The sequence below is a fragment of the Clostridium sp. UBA7339 genome (assembly GCF_002470865.1).
GTDB classification, from domain to species: domain Bacteria; phylum Bacillota; class Clostridia; order Clostridiales; family Clostridiaceae; genus Clostridium_J; species Clostridium_J sulfidigenes.
The window spans coordinates 80,581-102,322 of record NZ_DKPI01000012.1 but is presented as its reverse complement, the minus strand read 5'-3'; the positions used below and the strand labels follow the sequence as shown (position 1 = coordinate 102,322).

Annotated in this window: 21 protein-coding genes and 1 pseudogene; 1 reads left to right on the top strand and 21 read right to left on the bottom strand. The window is 29.6% G+C overall.

Annotated elements, in window-relative coordinates:
* Window positions 1-135: 135 nt before the first annotated feature.
* Window positions 136-495, bottom strand: coding sequence for a hypothetical protein (locus B2S02_RS12290; protein ID WP_346920807.1), 360 nt, complete (start codon window positions 493-495; stop codon window positions 136-138).
* A gap of 575 nt (window positions 496-1,070) precedes the next feature.
* Here B2S02_RS12290 and B2S02_RS12285 point away from each other — a divergent pair.
* Window positions 1,071-1,568, top strand: a pseudogene (locus tag B2S02_RS12285) (site-specific integrase); the annotation flags it as partial.
* A 359-nt stretch (window positions 1,569-1,927) separates the two neighbouring features.
* Here B2S02_RS12285 and B2S02_RS12280 read toward each other — a convergent pair.
* The 20 genes from B2S02_RS12280 to B2S02_RS12185 form a co-directional block, all read right to left on the bottom strand.
* Window positions 1,928-3,022: a hypothetical protein gene (locus B2S02_RS12280; protein WP_346920806.1), complete on the bottom strand. Its 1,095-nt coding sequence runs from the start codon at window positions 3,020-3,022 to the stop codon at window positions 1,928-1,930.
* Between the two features lie 13 nt (window positions 3,023-3,035).
* Window positions 3,036-4,016 carry a hypothetical protein gene (locus B2S02_RS12275; protein WP_346920805.1) on the bottom strand — a complete coding sequence of 327 codons (981 nt, stop codon included), beginning with the start codon at window positions 4,014-4,016 and terminating at the stop codon, window positions 3,036-3,038.
* Complete coding sequence (locus tag B2S02_RS12270) at window positions 4,013-5,662, bottom strand: hypothetical protein (RefSeq protein ID WP_346920804.1); 1,650 nt, start codon at window positions 5,660-5,662, stop codon at window positions 4,013-4,015. The genes B2S02_RS12275 and B2S02_RS12270 overlap by 4 nt, the downstream gene beginning before the upstream one ends.
* A gap of 138 nt (window positions 5,663-5,800) precedes the next feature.
* Complete coding sequence (locus tag B2S02_RS12265) at window positions 5,801-7,126, bottom strand: recombinase family protein (protein ID WP_346920923.1); 1,326 nt, start codon at window positions 7,124-7,126, stop codon at window positions 5,801-5,803.
* On the bottom strand, window positions 7,077-8,360 hold the full coding sequence (locus B2S02_RS12260; protein ID WP_346920803.1) for a recombinase family protein: 1,284 nt from the start codon (window positions 8,358-8,360) through the stop codon (window positions 7,077-7,079). Before B2S02_RS12260 ends, B2S02_RS12265 begins: the two co-directional genes overlap by 50 nt.
* A 109-nt stretch (window positions 8,361-8,469) precedes the next feature.
* Complete coding sequence (locus B2S02_RS12255; protein ID WP_346920802.1) at window positions 8,470-9,153, bottom strand: N-acetylmuramoyl-L-alanine amidase; 684 nt, start codon at window positions 9,151-9,153, stop codon at window positions 8,470-8,472.
* Window positions 9,146-9,556: a phage holin family protein gene (locus tag B2S02_RS12250; protein ID WP_346866672.1), complete on the bottom strand. Its 411-nt coding sequence runs from the start codon at window positions 9,554-9,556 to the stop codon at window positions 9,146-9,148. The genes B2S02_RS12255 and B2S02_RS12250 overlap by 8 nt, the downstream gene beginning before the upstream one ends.
* Window positions 9,557-9,595: 39 nt before the next feature.
* Window positions 9,596-11,035 (bottom strand): hypothetical protein, encoded by a 1,440-nt coding sequence (locus B2S02_RS12245; RefSeq protein WP_346920801.1) that lies wholly within the window; start codon window positions 11,033-11,035, stop codon window positions 9,596-9,598.
* 44 nt (window positions 11,036-11,079) lie between these two features.
* Complete coding sequence (locus tag B2S02_RS12240; RefSeq protein ID WP_346920800.1) at window positions 11,080-12,702, bottom strand: phage tail spike protein; 1,623 nt, start codon at window positions 12,700-12,702, stop codon at window positions 11,080-11,082.
* Window positions 12,702-13,409 (bottom strand): distal tail protein Dit, encoded by a 708-nt coding sequence (locus B2S02_RS12235; protein WP_346920799.1) that lies wholly within the window; start codon window positions 13,407-13,409, stop codon window positions 12,702-12,704. Before B2S02_RS12235 ends, B2S02_RS12240 begins: the two co-directional genes overlap by 1 nt.
* A gap of 1 nt (window position 13,410) precedes the next feature.
* Complete coding sequence (locus B2S02_RS12230; RefSeq protein WP_346920798.1) at window positions 13,411-15,600, bottom strand: phage tail tape measure protein; 2,190 nt, start codon at window positions 15,598-15,600, stop codon at window positions 13,411-13,413.
* A 14-nt stretch (window positions 15,601-15,614) separates the two neighbouring features.
* Entirely contained in the window at window positions 15,615-15,761 is a 147-nt protein-coding gene (locus tag B2S02_RS12225) for a hypothetical protein (RefSeq protein ID WP_414632892.1), read from the bottom strand.
* A gap of 47 nt (window positions 15,762-15,808) precedes the next feature.
* Window positions 15,809-16,132 carry a hypothetical protein gene (locus B2S02_RS12220; protein WP_346920797.1) on the bottom strand — a complete coding sequence of 108 codons (324 nt, stop codon included), beginning with the start codon at window positions 16,130-16,132 and terminating at the stop codon, window positions 15,809-15,811.
* Window positions 16,133-16,197: 65 nt separating this feature from the next.
* A complete protein-coding gene (locus tag B2S02_RS12215) occupies window positions 16,198-18,513 on the bottom strand; it encodes an SIR2 family protein (protein ID WP_346920796.1) in 2,316 nt (771 codons plus the stop codon).
* 107 nt (window positions 18,514-18,620) lie between these two features.
* On the bottom strand, window positions 18,621-19,193 hold the full coding sequence (locus B2S02_RS12210) for a major tail protein (protein WP_346920795.1): 573 nt from the start codon (window positions 19,191-19,193) through the stop codon (window positions 18,621-18,623).
* Window positions 19,186-19,530: a hypothetical protein gene (locus B2S02_RS12205; protein ID WP_346920794.1), complete on the bottom strand. Its 345-nt coding sequence runs from the start codon at window positions 19,528-19,530 to the stop codon at window positions 19,186-19,188. The genes B2S02_RS12210 and B2S02_RS12205 overlap by 8 nt, the downstream gene beginning before the upstream one ends.
* Entirely contained in the window at window positions 19,527-19,919 is a 393-nt protein-coding gene (locus B2S02_RS12200) for an HK97-gp10 family putative phage morphogenesis protein (RefSeq protein ID WP_346920793.1), read from the bottom strand. Before B2S02_RS12200 ends, B2S02_RS12205 begins: the two co-directional genes overlap by 4 nt.
* A complete protein-coding gene (locus B2S02_RS12195; RefSeq protein ID WP_346920792.1) occupies window positions 19,912-20,238 on the bottom strand; it encodes a phage head closure protein in 327 nt (108 codons plus the stop codon). The genes B2S02_RS12200 and B2S02_RS12195 overlap by 8 nt, the downstream gene beginning before the upstream one ends.
* Before the next feature lie 4 nt (window positions 20,239-20,242).
* Window positions 20,243-20,518, bottom strand: coding sequence for a head-tail connector protein (locus B2S02_RS12190; protein ID WP_346920791.1), 276 nt, complete (start codon window positions 20,516-20,518; stop codon window positions 20,243-20,245).
* A gap of 22 nt (window positions 20,519-20,540) precedes the next feature.
* A complete protein-coding gene (locus B2S02_RS12185) occupies window positions 20,541-21,737 on the bottom strand; it encodes a phage major capsid protein (RefSeq protein ID WP_346920790.1) in 1,197 nt (398 codons plus the stop codon).
* Window positions 21,738-21,742 lie beyond the last annotated feature (5 nt).

Genomic DNA, 21,742 nt, shown 5'->3' with positions numbered 1-21,742 from the left:
TTCCAAAATAATCAATTTTTATTGCAATACCATTAATTTAATGTAGTTTAATATTTTATTCATATTACACCTTCCTTTTTTTCAAAATAAAAAAGACTAGAATTTAATCTAATCTCCTGTATGTTATTAATCATTCTATTCAGCACTTATCCCCCATAATGTATGAGGTAAGTAATACACTTTTTTTATTGTTTGAGGTATCCTATTGTAACCATCCTCAAATTCAATTTTTAATTCTTCACTTATTTTTTCTTCTTTTACATAAACATACTGAACTTTATTACTCCCACCACGGAAACTATGGCGATTTATATAAGTGACTGATTCAATAGTTCCATTTGTTTCTTCATATCTTCCTGTAATTAATCTTGGAAGGTCCATTGACATAGGAATTACTTGATATCTCAAATTTACAATCACTAATACTAAAAACAAAAGTATTATTCCACAATTAGTTAATAACTCCTTTATATTTTTTGTATTCTTTATATTCAAGATCTTCTCCTTAAATATAAAGAAGTACAATATGCATAATGAAATAACTAGAACATACAAAAAAAATAAATAATTAATAATAAAATAAAACTCTATTGGTATTATATTACTATGGTCCAATGCTTTACGTGCTATTAAGTTTAAAATTAATAATAGTAAAAAACTTATTGCAAATCCTCTAGCAACTTTTTCACGTAAAGTTGTTTTTCTTACTTGTACTTTCTTATTTTTATTTTTCAATTTATTCTTTTTTAAATGTCTATCTTTACCTATATTTTTAATATTATTTTTATTTCTTTTCCCCATGATACATACCTTTCCAATTATTATTAGCTATCCGAACTATATAATTATTTCTATTTATATATATAAATATTACCTTATACTTTTTATCAAATCAATTAATTCAGATAAAATAAAAAAGCCTTTCCTAAGATACATTCATCCCATTATAAATACTAGTAAAGCCACTAATATCAACTAATCCATTTAAATATGACCGTTTATCTACACTAAACTCACCATTTACAGAACAACTCCATGCTATACCTAAATGATTATCTATTTCAGCAACCTTACAATGGAGTGATATAGATTTAAATAATAAAACAATTAAAGTTAATCATACTCTAATAAGTAAAGGAAAAGGTATTTTTGAACTAGGTACACCTAAAACTAAAAGTTCTAACAGAACCATTGTTATAGAAGATACTTTAATAAATATATTAAAGAAACACAGCTTATATCAAAAAGAAAATAAGTTAAAGTATGGTAAGTATTATGCAGATTCTAATTTTATATGTACTAAAGAAAATGGTGAACATATAACAACTGATAGCCTTAAGTATTTGTCTAAGGTAATAAATTATGAATTAGGTATAAACTTTAATTTTCACTCACTTAGACATACTCATGCTACTATGCTTTTAGAAGCTGGAGCCAATATAAAAGATATTCAAGAGAGATTAGGTCACTCAAAACTTGCTACAACTATGGATACCTATTCTCATGTAACCAACAAAATGAAAAAAGATACTGTTAATATTCTTGAAAATATAATTATACAAAAATAATTTGCCACCATTACAAAACTTATGGTGGCAAATCGGTGGCAAATCATATTTTTATTCACATCAAATTAGCTTAAACTCGCTATTTATCTAGTCAACTTAACAACGCTTTCAACATGTGTGTAGACAAGCCTCCAGAAATATTTTACTTATTAGTTGTTTTGCGTAAAGGTGTACCCCCTCTTACAAAAAAGATTAATTTATCCAAAAATCTTCTCTTCATTTTCAATTAAATTATTCTGTATTACACCATTCATTACTCAAACTATATTCTTAACATTCTATAGTTTTTGTGTATTTCTTCTAAAGTTCTTTCACTTTCCTTTGTAACTATTACTTTATGTATATTTAATATCTGAATATTAAGCTTCTCTAGCCTTTTTCAAAATTCCTTTTATATTCATGTAAGATACTACATTTTTTATTATATCTATCTCAATTTCATATCCATAGTTTTTACAGCTTTCATTAGCTTTATTAGTAATATCTACTATCATTTTTATAAGCTTATTATTACTATCATTAGATGTTACACTAACAAAGCACTCCTCAAAAGCCTCATCTGGAATTAAATAAGATTTACTGTTAGCTTCATATTTAACTTTAATAATTCTTCCATTAGTCAATAACCTTATACGTCCAACATACTTATGTACACTCTTATTGCTCTTTATCTTTTTATAAACAGGTATTTCATATATTAAAACACTTTTGAATTCCAGTGGCTGTAAAACTTCTTCTTTTACACTTTTATCAGAAATAATTCCCGCTTTAATTTTTATTGTATCTATAAATTTTTTCTTTAGCTCAGATTCGTATTCTTTTGAATACATCCACATATCACCATATTCTTTTTTAAAATCGTTTAAAATATTATACAATTCCCATATCCCAACCATTTTTTTATAATTATCATATTCTACTTTACTATTAAATATCTCTTGAAGTTGCATATCTATACTATTTTCTATATCCTTACATGCTGAAGCTAAATTTTTAATAAATCCTGAAAAACTTGGCATAATTACTGAAACTTTAATCTTACTTTCTCTTTTCCCTTTATTTTTACTCTCTTCCTGTATATCCTCTTTTTCTTCAAGGCATAAAACAATTTTATTATTATCTATAAAAGGAACACCTTTTATATCTGAACTTTCTAACTTTACCTCAAACTTTTCAACTATATTAGAAGCGGATTTTAATCTATATGATAATAATTCATACATTTTGTCCTTTCCCTTGATCTCTTTTCCTCTTTGATATGGTGATAAATATTCTTCTGGTATTTCATATGAATCAATCATTGCCTCCTCATAGATCAATCCTTCAAAAAATTTAAAGCTTAATCTATATTTTATATGTTTATTAAATCTTTCTATTTTTTTATTAATCTCAGCTTCAATTTTTTTATTTAGCTCCGTATCAAATAAACTTGTATTTTCTATAATAATATCCATCTCTACCTCTCCTTTAGTTTTTAACCTTTTGCGTAAACTCAATTATTTCTTTAAAGAAGACTGACTTGCAATATACCTCTTCAACATAATCGCAATATTTTGAGATAATAATTTTTTCGGATTCTCCTATCTTTGACTCAGAACGTAACTCATTTATATATTCAATTATTTTTTTGATATTTTCCCATTTAATCATTTGATTTCTAATCATTTCTTGTAGCTGCTGTTTCTCTTGTAATTTTGCTTTTTCAATTTTGGCTTGTTCGTCTTGTTTCTCCTTTTCTTCCCATTCCTTAAATTTCTTTTCTCTCTCTGTATATAGCTTAGCTGTTTCTTCATCAATAACAACCTTTCTAGTTATTGCATCTTCTCTTAATTTAGCAAATATACATTTTAATTTTACTTCTATACTCTCTGATTTTTCAATTTCAATTATATCTATTAACTCCCATTCATTATTTTTATCTTGTTTTTTATTTTTTACATAAATTTCAAAACACAAATTCCCAATATACTGTAAATTATATAATGGTTTCATTTTTCTTTCTTCTGTTATTAGCTTATCTCTTAACTTAACGTGTTTTTCATACAAGCAGCATTTATATATACTTCCCAATAAATCAAATCTAGTATTATCACTATTTTCGAACTTTTCTACATAAAGTCTTCCACCAAACTTTGAAAGATAAGATATAAATGTATTCATTAGTTTATATGCCTTAATCCTTTTTGTATCAGATGTGTTAATATCCAGTACAGCTACTTTGTGATAAAATGGATTTAACTTAACTTTATTTTTCATGTTCCATCTTAAACTCATAGGCAAATTTTCAACATACTTATTTTTTTCTGTTTCCTTTCTCTTATCTATTTCTTGCCTATGCTCCTCAATTAATCTATCGAAAATATTTTCATTGGCTTCAACGTGGATATTTTTAATTAATGTATCAAATTCTACATTATTATAGATATCTACCTGTTTACTTTCCATCATAGATTTTCCTCCTTCTTAAAAGTAAATCCACCACGATATAATAAGTCTATTAATTCTTCTAATGTTTCAGAATCCTTAACCTTTTCCGGTATAAAATACCTTGGCACACTATCCTGTATAATAGTAGCTAATCCTTGAACAAAAGCAGATACTGTTGGATAATCATAAACACTGATATACTCATACCTATTATCATTATTATAGATTCTTCTATATCCACCCCACTTGTCTATACTATCCAGATGTATTCCAATAACAAAATTTCTCATAGTGGCTAAAGAGTTTATTGTATCAACCATATTTTCTTTTAATATATTTTTTTTATTAAAGTCTGTAAAATCTATAGTTAACTTTAACTTTAGCTTTAACTCCTTGCAAGTATTTCTTAATCTAACAATATCTTCAATAGTTGAAAATAGATATTCTTTTCCTTTATTAGATTTAAAGCAGCCATTAATAATTGCTATTTTAGTGTCAGTAAATCTTCGCAATTCTTTTTCTAACACTTGATAATTTCTAAAGAATGCTTCTTCTCCATATTGAACTGTTTTAAATGGTGATTGAAATTCAACTAAACTAGGGGCCCCATATTCTCCAAAACTACTTTTCATATTTTCAATAGTGCTCTTTAAAAGGTCTTTATCCTTCCATATCTCATCATTTCTTTTTCCGTAGGATAATCTTAAAATATAGTTATTCCCTGGATTTTCCTTAATAATGCCATTACTTGTTTCTATATATTTAAATGAGCTTTCTATTTCTCCTGGATAGTTTAATTTCATTGTTTTAACTGGTATTAAAATACGTTTACTTTTGGCTAATTTTACTCTATTTGTAGAAATACAAAGCTGAACATATTCTGGCCAATAATCCATGTCTTTAACTTCATCATTTAGCCAAAAGTACATAATTAACATTTCAAGCTCACCTTTACGTCCCTTAATAAACTCCCTGTGTTCATTTCTTAAATATATATCATTAATATTAAATGGATTTTCCTGATACCTATAATCATACCTATTTATACGGTAAAATGTTTCTGTAGAACGATCATATTCTGTGTCTATGTATGTTTCATAGTAATGAAATGAAATTTCACTTGCATAGCTTAATAGATTAACATTATAATTTCTAAAAACCTCCTTTACCCAAGCTACTAATTCATTATCAAGCTCTCTCATTTCGGAAGTAGCTGGACTTTCTTTATTAGCTTCCCTGTATTCTTGTGCTAGTATTACTAATGTGTTAAATAATTCTTGTTCAAAAGAAACATCAAGCTTTTTCTCGATAACATACTTTGCTATCATCTCAAAATCTTGTTTTTCATAGAACAACTCACTATCTTTTACTTCCTCAAAAGCCTTTCCTACATATTTATCTAAACGCTTTTTATTATTCAAATAATATGAAATAATGTACTCTCCTGTTTGAGGAAATGTTTTCATTACCTTACCCTTAAATTTATTTATTGTTTCTTGAATTTTCATCTGTTCATAGTCATAATCCTCTAAATTTAAGTAATTATTAAAATAATCAGTTACATACTTTATAACACTTGCCATATTCTCTGAGTGCTTTTTAAAATCAAACTCATCAATTTTATCCCCATTTTTTCTTTTTGTTATGTACTCTATTAAACTAAGCATTAATTATACCCCTTTCAACTATTATCTTTTAAATATTTATACTTCTACTTATTGTATAATTATACCCATTTTTATATTTTCTCTATTTTATAATAAAAAACTGGTCTTGATGAAGTTCACCAAAACCAGTAATTTATATTAATCAATCAATACTTTTATATTTGTACCTTCTAATAAAGTTACTATAAATTCTTTAGGATTCTTTACTTTTATATTTGCTACCCATTTGTAAAACAAATCAACACCATAATATTCTATTGTCTCATTATGCTCTTTAATTTCCTTTATGAATTGCTTCGCTTTATATGCTATTAAAATATTTTCACTCTTAGCTTTCTCCTTCCATAATGAAGTATAATAATCTTTATTTTCTATTATTTCATTAAAGGCTATTGTAAATACTTCATTTAACTCCTCATCATTAACATGCTTGCTATTGCACCCTCTAACACCTTTTTCTTCATATCTGTTTGCACATATCCATACTAGTTTTTTCCCTTTATATATCCTTGTTCTTCTCCCCATGTATTTACCGCATTCACCACATATTATTTTTCCTGCTAAAGGATTACCTCTAATACCATAATCAATCTTCTGAAGTCCATGCTTTGCTGCATACTCTTTTCTTCTTTGTCTTTCAATTTGTGCAGCTTCCCATGTATCCTTATCTATTATAGCTGGATGACTGCCTTCAACATAATATTGTGGAACTTCTCCTTTATTTATAGCTTTCTTCTTAGTTAAAAAGTCTACAGTATAACTCTTTTGAAGAAGTGCTTCCCCTTTATGCTTTTCATTTTGTAGCATTTTAGTTATTGTAGTTTCATACCACTTAGCCTTACCATTCCACCCACAAATACCATCTCTTTCAAGTTCCCTTGCTATTCTATTAGCACTTTTTCCATTAAGATATTCTCTATAGATTCTTCTTACAATTTTAGCCTGTTGTTCATTTATAACTAAGTTTCCATCCTTTCCTTTTTCATAACCTAGAAACTTAGTAAAGTTAACTGAAACCTTCCCTTGCTCATATCTTCTTCTTATTCCCCAAGTTGAGTTTTCTGATATACTTCTACTTTCATCTTGAGCTAGTGAACTTAATATTGTTAAAAGAACCTCACCTTTAGAATCTAAAGTTCTTATATTCTCCTTTTCAAATATAATCTCAATGCCAAGCTCTTTAAGCATTCTTACATAATTTAGGCAATCTAAGGTATTCCTTGCAAACCTTGATATAGATTTAGTTATGATAATATCTATCTTTCCTACTTTGCAATCCTCTATCATTTTATTAAACTGTTCCCTTTTCTTAGTGTTTGTACCACTTATACCTTCATCTGCATATATTCCTGCAAAAACATACTCTGAATGACTATTTATATAGTTTTTATAGTAATTAACCTGAGCTTCATAACTAGACAGTTGCTCCAATTGGTCTGTTGAAACTCTGCAATAGGCGGCCATTCTCTTTTTTGTTTGTGATTGCCTTTGAACTGAATTCCCCTGAACCTTTTTCGCTGGTATAACTGTAACACTTCTTGCCATCCTTAATTTCCTCCTTTACAATAGTTGCTTTCTTTATATTAAGCCTACTTATAACAGCATCATCAATTGATGTTCCTATGCAGGCATCTTTTCCGTTTTTAATATAATTACTACATTGCCATACTATCTTTTTACTTGAGTTTTTACTGTTCCAAGTTCTTCTCCTTAAAGTAGATCCACATTTACTGCAGTAAAGCATTCCTGTTAATGGATACCTTTTAGTGTACTTATCTGACTCTCCTAAAACGTTTCCTTTTGTTTTTCCTCTTCTCTTAATTTCCTCTTGTACCTGTTCCCACATTTCTCTTGAAATAATAGGTGAATGATTTTCTTTTATATAGTAACTATCTATGACTCCATTGTTTCTAATTGAAGTTTTCTTTAAATGTTCTGGTGTATAGTATTTTTGAAGTATAGCATCTCCTTTGTATTTCTCATTTTTTAAAATTCCTATAATTGTACTATTGTGCCAAGTCTTATTTCCTACAGTAGGAATGTTTTCTTTATTTAACTCCTTAGCTATTTTAGATGAACTTTTTCCACTAATGTAATCATTAAAAATTCTATTTACTAATTCTGCTTCTTCAATATTTATAACCAACTCTCCATATTCATTTTTGTCATACCCTAAGAACCTTGTAGTATTAATCATTAACTCACCTTGTTGAAACTGCTTTCTAGCTCTCCATTTTAAGTTTTCACTTACATTTCTGCTTTCTTCCTGTGCAAAAGAAGAAAGGACGGCAAGCATTAACTCACCGTCCCCTGATAGGGTATTTATATTTTCTTTTTCAAATCTAACTTCTATACCTAAATTTTTTAATTCTCTTACAGTGTATAAAACAACGGCTGTATTTCTTGCAAATCTAGATATAGACTTTGTAATTATTATATCAATTTTCCCTTCTCTACATAGATGAAGCATTCTTTGAAACTCTGGTCTATTATCTGTAAACCCTGTTATTCCTCTATCTTTAAAAACTCCAACATATTCATATTCTGGGTTACTAGACATAATATTTTCATAATACTGTACTTGATTTTCTAAAGATTCTCCTTGCTTATCATGAATAGTAGAAACTCTTGCATAAGCGCATACTCTTTTCTTTTTCTGCTGCACTTTTAATATAGGCTCAATAATTCTTACACGCACTCTAATTACTCCTTTCTATCAAATTGGTACTAACATATATCACTCTTAAGTTAATAGAAGTCAACCTATATGAAAGTTAAAACCACTACTTAATATTTTTAAGCAATGGCTATTTGTTAAATATCATAATTGTAGCATCAAAGCCTGCCGCTATTAATTTCTTAACTTGATTTTCAGCATTTTCTCTATGCATATAAGAACCTGCCATAACTCTATATAATGTTTGTACACTTCCTGGTTGCGTTGGCAGTGAAGGTTCTATATAATTAATGCCTAATTGTGAAAGAATAGCTTTTACTAAGGCTTTTATTATTTCATTTCTCTTTTTGTCAAACAAATTATTATCCATAGTGTTATCGATAAAGCCTAGTTCAATTAATATTGCTGGAGCCTTTGTTTCCCTAAGAACATGGAGATTTTTTCTTTTAACTCCTCTATTTTTAAATCCTAAGCCTACCATTGAATTTTGAATTTTATCTGCCATTACTTTTGCTGCTTCACCTGGATTCAAATAAATAAGGGTTTCAACACCAGTTGCTTTCTCAGGACTACAGGCATTTCTATGAAAAGATATAAAGTAATCATAAGTGTTTCTATTTTCAAAGTTACTTCTATCATTTAGACTTACTGTAGTATCAGAAATTCTCGTCTCATCTACAATAACTCTATGTCTTCTAATCTCTTCTGCTACTTCTCTACCAATGCTTAATACATCACTAGATTCTTTTCTTGCTTTATAGCAAGCTCCTGGATCTCGTCCCCCATGTCCATAATCAAAACATAATCTAGCCATTATTTTCACTCTCCTTATTTAATTGTTTTAGTACAAGCTTTAATTTTTCTGGTATTGGTAGTCCTATCTTTGCTGAGTTTTCTAAAATACTTATCCCTTCATTAGAAGTGTAGAAAAAAATAACAGCGGTGCGAATTGCACTACCACTGCCTAAAATCTTAGTGTCTACAATATGTGATATACCTACTAATACAAAAATAAGAACCTTTTTAAAAATCCCCTTAAAACCTAAGCTGCTAGATAACTTTTTTTCTAATATTGCACGCATTACACCTGTGACATAATCAATTATGACAAATATAATTAAGGCATAAAGAAAGCCATCTAAACCTCCTAAGATTCCTCCTAGAAAAGCTCCAATGGCTGCAAAGATAGCTTGAAACACACTTAATATGTCTTTCATAAATACATCCCCTCTATATATATTTTTTTGTATTGAAGTCTAAAATATACCGTCTAGAATATTGTCAATTATAAAATCGTATTGTATCTTCATGGTGTTAGTTGGTGTTTTAGTCACCGGAGCTGCTAGTAGTGTTTGCGCTCCTATAAGAGATGGTCCAAATGCATAGTAATAATAGCTTGATCCACTCCACACTCCAAAACAATATCCATAATTATGATTCTTGCTAAAGAAATACTTTCTACTACTTACTGAAGTCATAGCCTTACTTGCAGATATTCCATTAAATATAGGTTTAAGTGAGTTATCATATAGGTGTAGTAATCCACTAGCATCACTAAATACCCAATATTCTTTTGTTTTTCCTGCTATACTTATATTCCAACTACTATCTGCATAACTAGGTGTATCTATAATATAGTCTGTTTCTATGCTATAGCTACTATTTAGCTTCAGAAGATGATTTACATTAACCCCATTTATAGAATAATATACTGTCATATACGGTACTCCATCTACTACTTCAAAGGATTGTATAGTAGGTATTTTCCCGGTTGCATCTTTATAACTACTTGCACTTTTACTTGTATTCCCTACCCATGTACCGTCCTTTTGAAAGTTATAAATATCTATATTACTATTTTTATTGTAGTATAAATACAGATAATTAGAATCAGCAGATATTCCATTTATACTAAAATCATTAGTAGTTAACTTTGAACCATCAGCTTTATAAAAATAGTTATCGTTATCTTGATTATTTCCACAGCTATCTAGAAAGAAACTTTTAAAGGTTCTATAGGTAACAGATGAAATTGTAGTGGAGTATAAACCATATCCAATATTATCATAGTCTGAACAATAATAACTTATTGATTTCAAGCTACATATAGTAGTATTTTTACTGTCTATAGTAGAACTACCACCTGCAGTATTTATATTAGGCGCATATAATGTTTCCCTTCCATCTCCTTGATACCAATAAATCGTTTGAAAGGTCCCATTTCCTGAATGAGTAGGAAAATCAAATACAAAATGTATTTTTATTTTTCCATCTTCTTCTGGCTTATAATAACTTTCAGATAAGTTTATTGTACCTTGCAATGTATTAGTTCCCGAATAAGCTTCATTTTTATCACACCATCCTATGGTATTCCCTTTCATATATTTTTCACTAGCATTCTCTATGCCATCATAATCAGTTAAATATATTCTTCTAAAAGGAAAATCAATATAACCACTTTGAACATTTCCTCCAACTATCAGTCTTCTATAAAAAGATTCAAGAAACATAAGTTTTACCACTGAATCATTAATTAAGTTTTCAGTTTCTGCATGATAAACCTTACTTCCTGTCTTTGAATCAAAAAGTTCAACTGTAGCTCTTCCCCTCATATTAGAGATAGGTTTTATCTTATTTAATGTAGTCACATTATTATTTACTAAATCTTCATTAAAAGATATAGTTTCTCTATACATAGCACCGCTCCTCTCCTAATATTTATTAACAACACTCCTTTACTTTAGACAAATTCTATTGTGACACTACTATCAACATTTACTATACTACTATCAGTAACCTTAACTTCTTGTACTGCACTTGCTCTTATAACTTCATTAATAGTTATACCTGTTTGATATTCTTCTAATATCTGTGAAGGATTAATTATATTAATATTTTCAACTACTTCTGCATGTGGTGGTTCTGCGCTCATACCCCCTTGAAGATTTCTTCCATCAATCATACATTGAAGATTATATATTGGTACTGTCACTGTTCCACTATCAGTTTTTAGACTTATTCCTATATAGTGATTTCCTGGTCCAACCTGTGGTATCCCTAGTGGTATTCCTATAACATTATCACCCTGTTGCAATTTCTGTTTTGGTTTAAAGGGTATCTCTAAATTATCTAAAAGTATCTTTATAGTTAAGGTGCTAGCTGTACTTACATTACAGCTTATAGATAAGTTAACACTTAAATTTGTACTTGATACTGCAGTAATGCCTAGGTATATTGGTTGAACCTCAGTAGTTGAAACTATAACCTCCTGTGAGTTAGCATAATAGAGCATACTAGTTAGTGCCTGTGCTACCTTGTTTCCTAGTTCATCTCTTACTGTACTAATCATTGCTGTAAAATCACTTTGACCTTTAGACTTAGGCTGACCAAGCTCAACTTTTGTATTCCATCCACTTAATAGATCCTGTTTTATTTTAATTACTTCTACCATTACATCTATATCAAACTCTTCATACTTTACTAAAACACAATCCCCTAGATTAACCTGTTGAAGACTTTTAAAATCTTCATATTCCTTTGATTTACTAATCTCTATAAAGTCTACTTCTATGTTCACGTTAGCAAATCCCTTAGTCTTTGCATACTCCTTTGCCATTATCCTTAAGGTAGGTTCATCAGCTGCATCCTTAAATTCCACAGCCTTTATAATATGAAAAGGTGGATACTTTAAACTATCAAAATTAGGTATAGTTATATATTTTTCAGCTAGTGTTATACCATTGAAGCCTTTAGGATAAATCTTAGTAGCTAAGTCGGTGGTATCACTGGTAACCTTAATACCTCTAATATTTTTTCCATACTTAATTAACATACCTGTTTCTTTTCCAATTTGCTTTAGTATTTTAATATTATAATTATCCCTATATAGTTCACCGGTTCCCCATCTTTCAATGATTTTAAATATTGCTTCTACGGGATTTAGTTCTACCATATATAAGGTATTATTTATCAAGATATCACTATCTACTATATATGTTGATGCTAGTTCATAAACTAAAGCTTTCTCCATGGCAGTTTTTATACTACACTGTACTGCTCTTTCATCCTCTATAAAATAAAAAGCCAAGTCATAAAAAATGTGCTTAGCCCAAACCATAATTATTTTATTATTATCTTGCTTTTTCTCTACCTTATATATTCTAAATAGTTGATTGTTGGCCTTTATAATATTGAAGTGTTCTAGGTACAATGCCTTTTTAGATTTAACTGGATACTCTAAATATAAGCTGTATTCACCATTTAATTCCTGGGTAATTTCTGCTTTAATAGCTTCATTTAATTTACCAAGTCCATTATTTTTAAATTCACCTTTTTTAGTTTTCTTATCATAAATATAAATCACTATAGCCACCGCCAATTAGGTAAAATATCTATTTTGCTAACACTTCCTACCCAGCTTATCTTATTCTCTCCTATTTTTAGCTTTGGAAAATCTCCTTCCATTTTATAGTTTAAATTTTCTAAAGCTTCATTATAACAATCCTCTATATCACTATTTATGATTATGCTATTATTAATTCCTTTTAATTTTATAAGTGCATCATTTATTAATAGCTCAATATTTCCACTTCCATAAACAGTTATGATAGGACTACTGTCTAAAGTTCCAATATTATTTATAATACTTTCAGTTTTATTTACCTCTATAACCTGATTACTAACTTCATATTTAAATGACTTGCAATTAAACACTATAGGAAAAACTCCTATAGCTCTATAGACCGATTTAAAATCTATGGCATTTACAACTTGTGCTATATACTTTTTATTTGATTGAAAATTAAATATGAGATTTGCTTCACCACTATTAAAAAGCCAACCCTTTATTTCATCTATTTTATCTGCTAAATCTTCTCTTGATTTTAAAGTACATTCCACTAAAATGGTTATATCCTCATAGGTTTCTTCATCAAACTTTATATTTGAATCTCTCCCAGGAATAGAAACATAGGATACTCTGCGTTTTGGTGAAGGAATTGTAGGTCTTTTAGCAATTAAAATACCATAATCTTTATAGCTATCTTTATTACCAAAGCTAAAACTTAACATGCTAATTACCTCCCTTTCCCATCACAACTCTTTGTCTATAAAACTCAAGTTCATAGGCAATTTGTTCAATATCCTTATCTGTGTTGTTTATAAAATTCTCTATATGAAGTGTCAATCCATTATCATTGCCATTCCCTTTTACCTTTATCTTCTCTAATGCCTTTGCTAAAATATCATCTAATCTATCTATTGGTAATACTGCTTCCGTTCCAGCTTCTCCTACTCCTATAACACTTGGTTTATTAAAAATACCACCCTTTGCATACCATTCTACAGATAAACTTGGTACTCTAGGAGGTAATAAATTAAACTCTCCATTTAATCTAAAGTGAGGTAATTTAATCTTAGGTATTCTTATCTCTGGAAGTCTTATATTCCTAAAAAATCCAACGATAGCATTTACAGCATTTTTAACAGCATCTCTTGCAAGATTAATTGGAGTTGTAATAGCTGTTTTTATGCCTCCCCATACTGCTACTGTAACTGTTTTAATTCCATTCCAAACTCCTGAGATAATACTACTTATAATATTTACAATACCATGAACAGTTCCTTTTATACCATTTAAAATACCTACTATTATATTTTTAATACCATTCCATACAGTAGATGTTATTGTCTTTATTGCATTCCATGAAGTTTTAATAGCATTAGATATTCCATTGGTTATAGCTAACACTACTGACTTTATAGCGTTAAATGTAGAACTTATAACAGTCTTGATGGCTACTACTGCATTAGATGTACTCACTTTTACCTGCTCCCACATCTTTACCATAAATTCTTTTATAGCATCCCAGTTTTTATATAAAAGTACTCCCACTGTAATTAATCCTGTTATTACTCCTATTACAATAGCAACGGGTCCAGTTAATGCACCAAGTACTGCTCCAAAGGCCGCTGATGCACCTCCAGCTGCTGCAATTGCTCCTGATACAGTGCTTACTATTGAAAATAGAGTTCCTATAATTGTAACTACTTTACCTATTATTAAAATTATAGGGCCTACAGCAGCTACAATTAAACCAATCTTTACAATCTGTTCTTGTTGCTCTTTTGATAGCCCTTGAAATTTATCCATCAAAGGTTTTATAACCGCTATAAGTTTTTCAAGAATAGGTATTAGTATTTGTCCAAACTGAATTCCTATCTGCTGAGCTTGCTCTTTCATAGCTCTTATCTTATTAGTAGGACTATCCATGGTTCTTGCCAGGTCTCCCTGTGCATTTTTTGTAGCATCTAAAATTGCTCCGTACCTAGCCTGAACCTTTTGTGCTTCTGTTAGCTGTTCTCCCTGCTTTGCAATTCCATTAGAATAGGCATAAGTCTTAATGGTATTATCATTAACTAAAATACCTAAAGCCTTAAGTGGCTCTGCTTCACCAGAAATACCTGACTTTAATTTTTCAAATGCCTCTTCAGGTTTAAGGTTATAAAAAGATGCCATATCATAAGAAAGTTGAGTTAGTCCTTCTGACATTTTTAAAGATTCTTCTGATGCAAGTCCCATAGATGTAAGCATAGAATTATAAGTTGCTACATTCTTTCTTACATTAAAAGCATTGAGTCCTAAAGCCTTTGAAGTTTCCTCTGACCAATTTCTAGCATCACCAGCCATTGTCCCCATGGCCACTTCAAATAAGTTTTCTGACTCTTCTGCATCCATAGCCATTTTAGTTGCAGCTGTTCCTATTCCTACAAGAGGAAGTGAAACCGCTGTAGTAAGTTTCTTGCCCGCTGAAGACATTTTATCTCCCACGGCTTTCATTTTTTCTCCTGCTTTATCCATACTTTCAGAAAGCTTATACCAAGCAGAACTTTTTTCTTTAAATTCCTTTGTGGTGCTTTTCAGTTCATTTTCCATCTTATTAAGTTCAGCTATTGCATAATTAAGCTTTATCTTAAGATTTTCAGTTGCCTTTGCATCAGCACCCTTTTTTTCTACACTTTCCTGATAACTTTTATTTAAAGCAGAAACTTTATCCTTTTGTATTTCAATTTGCTTATTTAAGGTATCTGATTTAAGTTTTAACCCTTCAGTTGACTTACCAAAGTCACCAAGCTTAGAACTAGCCACAGCAAATTCACTTTGAACTAACTTTAAACCTCTTTGGATCTTTGCAACACCATCTTGAAATCCTCTATCATCAAGACCTATTCTAGCTATAACAGTACTTGAATTTGCTGCCATTACACTCACCTCCTCTAGAAAATAATATTATCTATATAATCAAGCTCCTCTTCTTCTTCAATTCCATTTGCCCTTTTATATACATTGAAAAGTGCCTGCAATTTCTTAGGTGTACTTCTCCAAAACTGCTCTTCTGTCATTTTCAATAGGTTTGTTCCCAAATAGAAAAGCCACTCCCAATCCCAGCCTTCTTGATTGGTGTGGCTTTCTATTCCCCCATATTTTCAGTTACTTCAGGCATTGCTATCACCAATGCTTCATTAATAGCAGTGCCTAATCTCTCCATATCACTTAAAGTAAGCATTCTACCTACATCTTTAAGAGTAACACCTTCATCCTCAGCCTTAATTGCTGAATAAATAAGTGCTCTTATGGCTTTAATCTTTCTATTTTCTAAATCCTCAAATGCTTTGTTAATATCACCATAAATCTCTTCTAACTCACAGAAGGTATTCATATCAAATTTGAGTTCATATTCTTTATCACTGAGTTTAAACTTTATTCCTTTATTTTTAAGTTCTGATGCTTTCATAATTTCAACTCCTTTTTAAATTTTAAGTGTAAAAAAACAGGGAGTTTTAATCCCTGCTTAAGTATCTATATAGCTTCTTTATCATCTGTATTCTTTTTATATTGTAATAAAGAATTCTTTAATTTTCTTGTCTTATCAGTTTTTGAATCTCCTGACTTCATAATGTCATCAATCCATTTTAAAGCTTGATTTATATAGTCATATCTTTTAAAATTCTCATATAAATGTATTGCAAATTCTGCATATTTTTGTGCATGATAAATTTTACGCTTATCACTTTTATAACAATCTTCAAGTATTTCCATAGCTTCACACATTCCATTAATAGCAATACCAGTTTTTAAATCTTTATTTGCTTCAAATAGAATGATTGCTCTTGTATTTTTAATACTAAAGTTATTCTTTTGAAGATTCATTGCCTTATCAATATCTGCAAATGCTTCTTTAAAGTTTTTCATTTTAGATCTATACAATGCCCATTGTTGAAGTGTATATGCACTATCATCATAAGAATATATTCTTTTATAAATATCATTTGCACTATTACCATAAAGTTTATAAAATAATTCCGCATCATACGCAGTTCTTTTAAAAACATAATTCTTGTATATCTTAAATGGAGGTACTTTAAAAATAAAATCTTTTATTATGTTACCATACTCATTCCTAAAATCTTTAATTAGTATTTTATTTACGTAATATGCAAAAAGGCTCGATCTTAAACTATAATAATCTTGATCATTTTCATCATTCTCAAGTTCTATATCAACTGTCGATAAAGAATTATTTATTCTTGATATTATCTCTCGTATTTGGTTATAATCGCTTACACCTAGATATGATATAAGGATATCTGTTGAAAGTACGGATTTATTAACCGTTAAATAAGATGTTAGCGCAACTATATTAAATCCTTCTTTAAATTTAGTATTTATATTTAATAATATAGATTTTATTTTTTCCTCTGTAATTATATTTTTAACATTTAAAGACATCATCTCAAGCATAGAAAACTTTTCTTCTTCTGACTTTTTATATAAAAACTTTTCATTTCTTATTGAAGCAGGTATTTTTTCATATATACTTTGAGCATCACTTACTGTTATTTCATCCAAATCAATTCTTTTATAATCTACTTCTTCTAATAAATGCTTAGCAGATTCAAAAGAATGTTCCTCCGTGAAACCTATTATCCTAATATTGGCACACTTCCCTAATAAAGCAAAAGCAATCATATCTTCTGCACAATTATCTACAAAAATTACAGCTTGTTTGCCTCTTAATCTATTAATTATATTTTGTGATTTTTCTGGTGTTAAATCAGTAACATATAATTTTACTTTTGAAGCTACTTTTAAGGCTAATTGCATTGAAGTAGTTGTTTTACCAGAAAACTGCATTCCAACTACTATTACATTTTTGTTTTCTATACACTCATTATAAATATTACTTATCCATTTAGTTTCAAATGCTTGATCTGAAATTATATTGTACCAATGTGTTTTTGAATTAATATAAAACTCACTAACTGGAACTGATTCTACTTTATTTATAGTTGGTATACCATATTGTTTTTTAAGTTCTGCTTCTATAGAATATTCATAATCTACCTTAATATCTTCTTCTAATTCCTTTTTAATCCAATCAAAAAGTTCATCTGTATCTCCTATAATTATGTTGCATCCTAATTCTTTAAATAATTCTATATTATCATCGCCATCCATACACTGAATCCAAATATCTTGCTTTTTTTCTTTTATTATTCGACTTATAACTTTTACTACACCGCTGTCATGAAACCCATAACCCCAAAATAAAGTTGGTGTTTCTTTCAGTTTAGCAAACATAATCTCAAATAAATCTCTATTATTTAATTCAACCATGGCTAAATCAAATTTTCCAAAATATAATTTTGAATTTATATTTTTAACCTCACCATGTAATGGAATATATTCTAACTGTGATGGATTTCTTTTAGATGCACCATAATACATAACACTATTTAAATAATATCTTTTACTATTATCCATAACACAATGTATTATGTTATCTATATTTGTAGTAATATATGATTTTAAGTTAATTCTATTTAGCAAATCATATTTACTATTATAATTAGTTACAGTAAATCTTTCTCTTAAAAAATTTTGATACTGCTGTGCTGCTCGAGCCTCAACAAGTGACGACAAGGTTTCTAAATTACCAACATATTTCTCCGAAATTTTAAATTTTTTACAAATTTCAATGCATAGTTCTTCTGCAGTTGGAAGTTTTCTTATATTTTTATCTGATAAAACAGAGAAACCAGCACCAGTAAATAAATTAATTCCATTTAATAAAGTTTGTTTAAATAAAGAACTATTATCAATTCGTATCCCCATAATTTTCACCTTTTCCCTTTATTTTATAAATAACTTATATTAGGTAAAATTATATCAAAATATAGCATAATATTCTATATTTATTCGAAATTGTGGTAATTACTATTTTACATATTTGATAATGGCTCACTAGGCACAGCAGTAAACCAAGAGCTAATAATTGTTGCATCTACTCCTTCAATATCCTCATCACAGATAAATCTATAATTACCATCAAAATCTCTAGAATAGAATTTACCTTTAAGTTTTGCACTTTGAGCCTTTGGTTTTTCTGCTTCAGTATCATACTCATCTGTGGCAAGTTCAAACTTACCTTTCAGGAGCCACACAAATCTATATTTTCCACTATTTTTCTTTGATTTAAATCCCAAAGCTAAAGTTGGTGGTATGTCGTCCTTATTTTCTATAAGTACACCCTTCACCACTTTTGAACCTTGAAGCTTTGCTCTACTTGTAAGTGATAATTGGTTTACTTCTATTTCAACATCTATACCCTCAAATGCAGTGATAATATCTTCCACTGCGTCATCAGAGTATATATTATCTGAATTTGATTTTGGTGAAAGCTTTGCACTTATTGCTCTTTCAAGTTTTAGTGGTGGATCATAGGTTGTTGCTGTAGCATCATCTGTTTTTAGTATTGCAATATGAATATCTTTAAGACCTACTTGTCTAGCCATTTATATCACTCTCCCGTTCTTCTAAATAATAAAATTTAAGACCTTTATGATAGATTCTAGTATCTTCTTCATAAAGGTCTATTTCATTTAATCTTTTAAATCCTACCTTAAGCAAAAGTTCTTTTACATTTTTAACTATAGCTGTATAATCATCCTTTGACCAAATATCTACCTGAATATAGTGTGCTGTTAAGCTTTCCTCATCATCCTCATATTCTTCTCCTGAAACTAAATATTCATGAAAAGTTATATAGGTTTTAGCTTTGCCACTATACCTTTGAAAGGATACTGGAATCTTAAGTGGCGTTAATGCATCTAATAATATTTTACTTATCATTCCTCAATACCTCTTTGTAATTCTTCCTTAATAGTGTCATTTATTTCTCTTTTGTTTTCAAGGACTGATTTCTCTGCCCAGTGCTGTGCTGGTATTTTACTTGTACCCCATTCAGTAAACTTACTGTAAAAGAACTCTGAGTTATCACCTTTATTAGGTCCAACTTTAATAAAATCCACACCATTATCATTTTGTATTTCTGACACTTGTATATTTTCAGCCATGTGCCTTTTAGTTTCTTCAGATTTTGGTGCTCGTGTTTCCATGGTTGACTTTACAAGTTCTCCTGCTTTATCCAATGCTTTCTTTTTAATAACTTCACCTTTTTCTCCTAATTTATTAACTTTATCAATAAGTTCTTCCATACCCTCAAGTTCAAATTTAGCCATCCTCCTCCACCTCCACAGCTTTTATTTCAATGTACTTATTTATATATTTCATATTATCTATGAAGGATATGTTATACTGCTTATCCCTAAATAAAATTCTCATAGATTCATCTATACCTTCCATATACCTTATTAAAAACTTAACAGTTTTCTCACCTTTTATTGCTGCAGCTTGATAATATTCCCTGCCTGATAAATTAGAAACTGCTGACCATACTGTTTTATAATTCTGATAAGTCTCAACTTCAAACCCATTTTCATTAACTGCTGTGATTAACTTTTGAAAAGTAATTCTATGTCTTAAGTCTCCTATTTCCACAGTATCACCAACTTTCTCTTCTGTAAGAAAATAAAAGTCTTGTAATTGTTTCTATAACTGATTTTACATCAAAGGTTTCACGTTGCTCATACATATTTACTACTGCATATAATATTGCTTGTCGTACGAGTTCAGGAACAACTTCATATTCTGCAAGCTCAAACCTAAGTATTTCTTCACATAATTCCTGTGACGTCAAAATAAATTTAGTGATGAGTGTATTTTCCTCATCACCATCTACCCTTAAATATAACTTAACTTCTTCAAGCGTTAGAACCATACACTCACCTCCAATATTTTTTCTATACTTTGTGTTGTAATACTTTAATTGCTTCAGGAAGTATTAGCTTTCCATCTACTCTTTGAGTTGCCATAAATCCAACTTGACCTGTTGCTGCGTATAATTCATTCAATCTCTTAAAAGCCCTACCTTGACGATCTGCAACCCAATAGTATGAGAAATCACCAAAGGCAATACTCTTCGCTGCTGATGCAATAGTAGGAACATATGCAGAAGTCTTTACTGGTCTATTTAAAATAGTATCAGGAGTTCCAGCTGTGATAGATGGTTGCCATATATATTGACCATTTCCATCCTTAAGTTTTCTTATTGCCTTTACTGTTGCATCATTCATTACAAACACAGAATTTTTTCTATAAGTAGATTTTAAGCTATAGAACAAGTCCATAATCTCATCTAGGGTTATAGCTGTTGCACTTGCAGTAGTAACTCCAAGTTGTGCTCCTCCAGTAGCGTTAAAAACACCAGTAGGTTTTCCTGTTCCGTCACCAATAAAGAAAGCCTCTTCTTCCTTTGCACCAATACGTCTTGCAAATTCTTTTGCTATATAACTCTCCAAATTAAAAACACTATCATTAAGAAGTTCCTCAGAAACCTTAATCATAGTGGCAAGTTTATATGCTCCTATAGACACTTGTCCAAATGAATCATCTGATTCTGTTATAATACCCTCTTCGTCAACCCAAGATGCTGTTCCTTTTCCAGCAACTACAGGTATCTTCTTATCTCCAGAAGATGTAGTAATTATATTAGCAAGTTGTCTAAATATATTTTGTTCTTCTAAGCTTTCAATTAATATCTTTTCAAACTCATCTGGTGCAAGGAATCCACCTTCACTATCAGTACCAACCTGCAAAGCATTATTAATCTCAAAGCCATTCTTATTTCTCATAGCATTCCAAAAGGCTTTCACATATTCATTTGATGCTCTTCCTGTCTTTTCTTCATGAATATTAGCATTAGGGTTATTTCTAATTGCATTAGAAGTTGCCCTTGATAGCTCTAAATCTAAAGCTGCTTGCCTTTCAAGTCTGTCTATTTCCTTTCCTAAGTTTACAACATCAGCTTCCATCTTCTCATAAGTCTCAGTATCCTCTGCTGATAATAATCCATTGTCATTTCTTTTACTATCTAGAAAAGACTTTGTGCTATCCCATAATTTTGCTCTTTTTTCTCTAAGCTCTAATATTTTACTCATATACA

What these genes read in the sequence shown, in the direction of transcription:
- B2S02_RS12265 (WP_346920923.1), bottom strand. Translation starts at nt 7,126, where the DNA reads ATGGCCGCCTATTGCAGAGTTTCAACAGACCAATTGGAGCAACTGTCT.
- B2S02_RS12270 (WP_346920804.1), bottom strand. Translation starts at nt 5,662, where the DNA reads ATGCTTAGTTTAATAGAGTACATAACAAAAAGAAAAAATGGGGATAAA.
- B2S02_RS12205 (WP_346920794.1), bottom strand. Translation starts at nt 19,530, where the DNA reads ATGATAAGTAAAATATTATTAGATGCATTAACGCCACTTAAGATTCCA.
- B2S02_RS12280 (WP_346920806.1), bottom strand. Translation starts at nt 3,022, where the DNA reads ATGGATATTATTATAGAAAATACAAGTTTATTTGATACGGAGCTAAAT.
- B2S02_RS12235 (WP_346920799.1), bottom strand. Translation starts at nt 13,409, where the DNA reads ATGTTAAGTTTTAGCTTTGGTAATAAAGATAGCTATAAAGATTATGGT.
- B2S02_RS12220 (WP_346920797.1), bottom strand. Translation starts at nt 16,132, where the DNA reads ATGAAAGCATCAGAACTTAAAAATAAAGGAATAAAGTTTAAACTCAGT.
- B2S02_RS12275 (WP_346920805.1), bottom strand. Translation starts at nt 4,016, where the DNA reads ATGATGGAAAGTAAACAGGTAGATATCTATAATAATGTAGAATTTGAT.
- B2S02_RS12190 (WP_346920791.1), bottom strand. Translation starts at nt 20,518, where the DNA reads ATGGTTCTAACGCTTGAAGAAGTTAAGTTATATTTAAGGGTAGATGGT.
- B2S02_RS12185 (WP_346920790.1), bottom strand. Translation starts at nt 21,737, where the DNA reads ATGAGTAAAATATTAGAGCTTAGAGAAAAAAGAGCAAAATTATGGGAT.
- B2S02_RS12210 (WP_346920795.1), bottom strand. Translation starts at nt 19,193, where the DNA reads ATGGCTAGACAAGTAGGTCTTAAAGATATTCATATTGCAATACTAAAA.
- B2S02_RS12215 (WP_346920796.1), bottom strand. Translation starts at nt 18,513, where the DNA reads ATGGGGATACGAATTGATAATAGTTCTTTATTTAAACAAACTTTATTA.
- B2S02_RS12255 (WP_346920802.1), bottom strand. Translation starts at nt 9,153, where the DNA reads ATGGCTAGATTATGTTTTGATTATGGACATGGGGGACGAGATCCAGGA.
- B2S02_RS12230 (WP_346920798.1), bottom strand. Translation starts at nt 15,600, where the DNA reads ATGGCAGCAAATTCAAGTACTGTTATAGCTAGAATAGGTCTTGATGAT.
- B2S02_RS12250 (WP_346866672.1), bottom strand. Translation starts at nt 9,556, where the DNA reads ATGAAAGACATATTAAGTGTGTTTCAAGCTATCTTTGCAGCCATTGGA.
- B2S02_RS12245 (WP_346920801.1), bottom strand. Translation starts at nt 11,035, where the DNA reads ATGTATAGAGAAACTATATCTTTTAATGAAGATTTAGTAAATAATAAT.
- B2S02_RS12200 (WP_346920793.1), bottom strand. Translation starts at nt 19,919, where the DNA reads ATGGCTAAATTTGAACTTGAGGGTATGGAAGAACTTATTGATAAAGTT.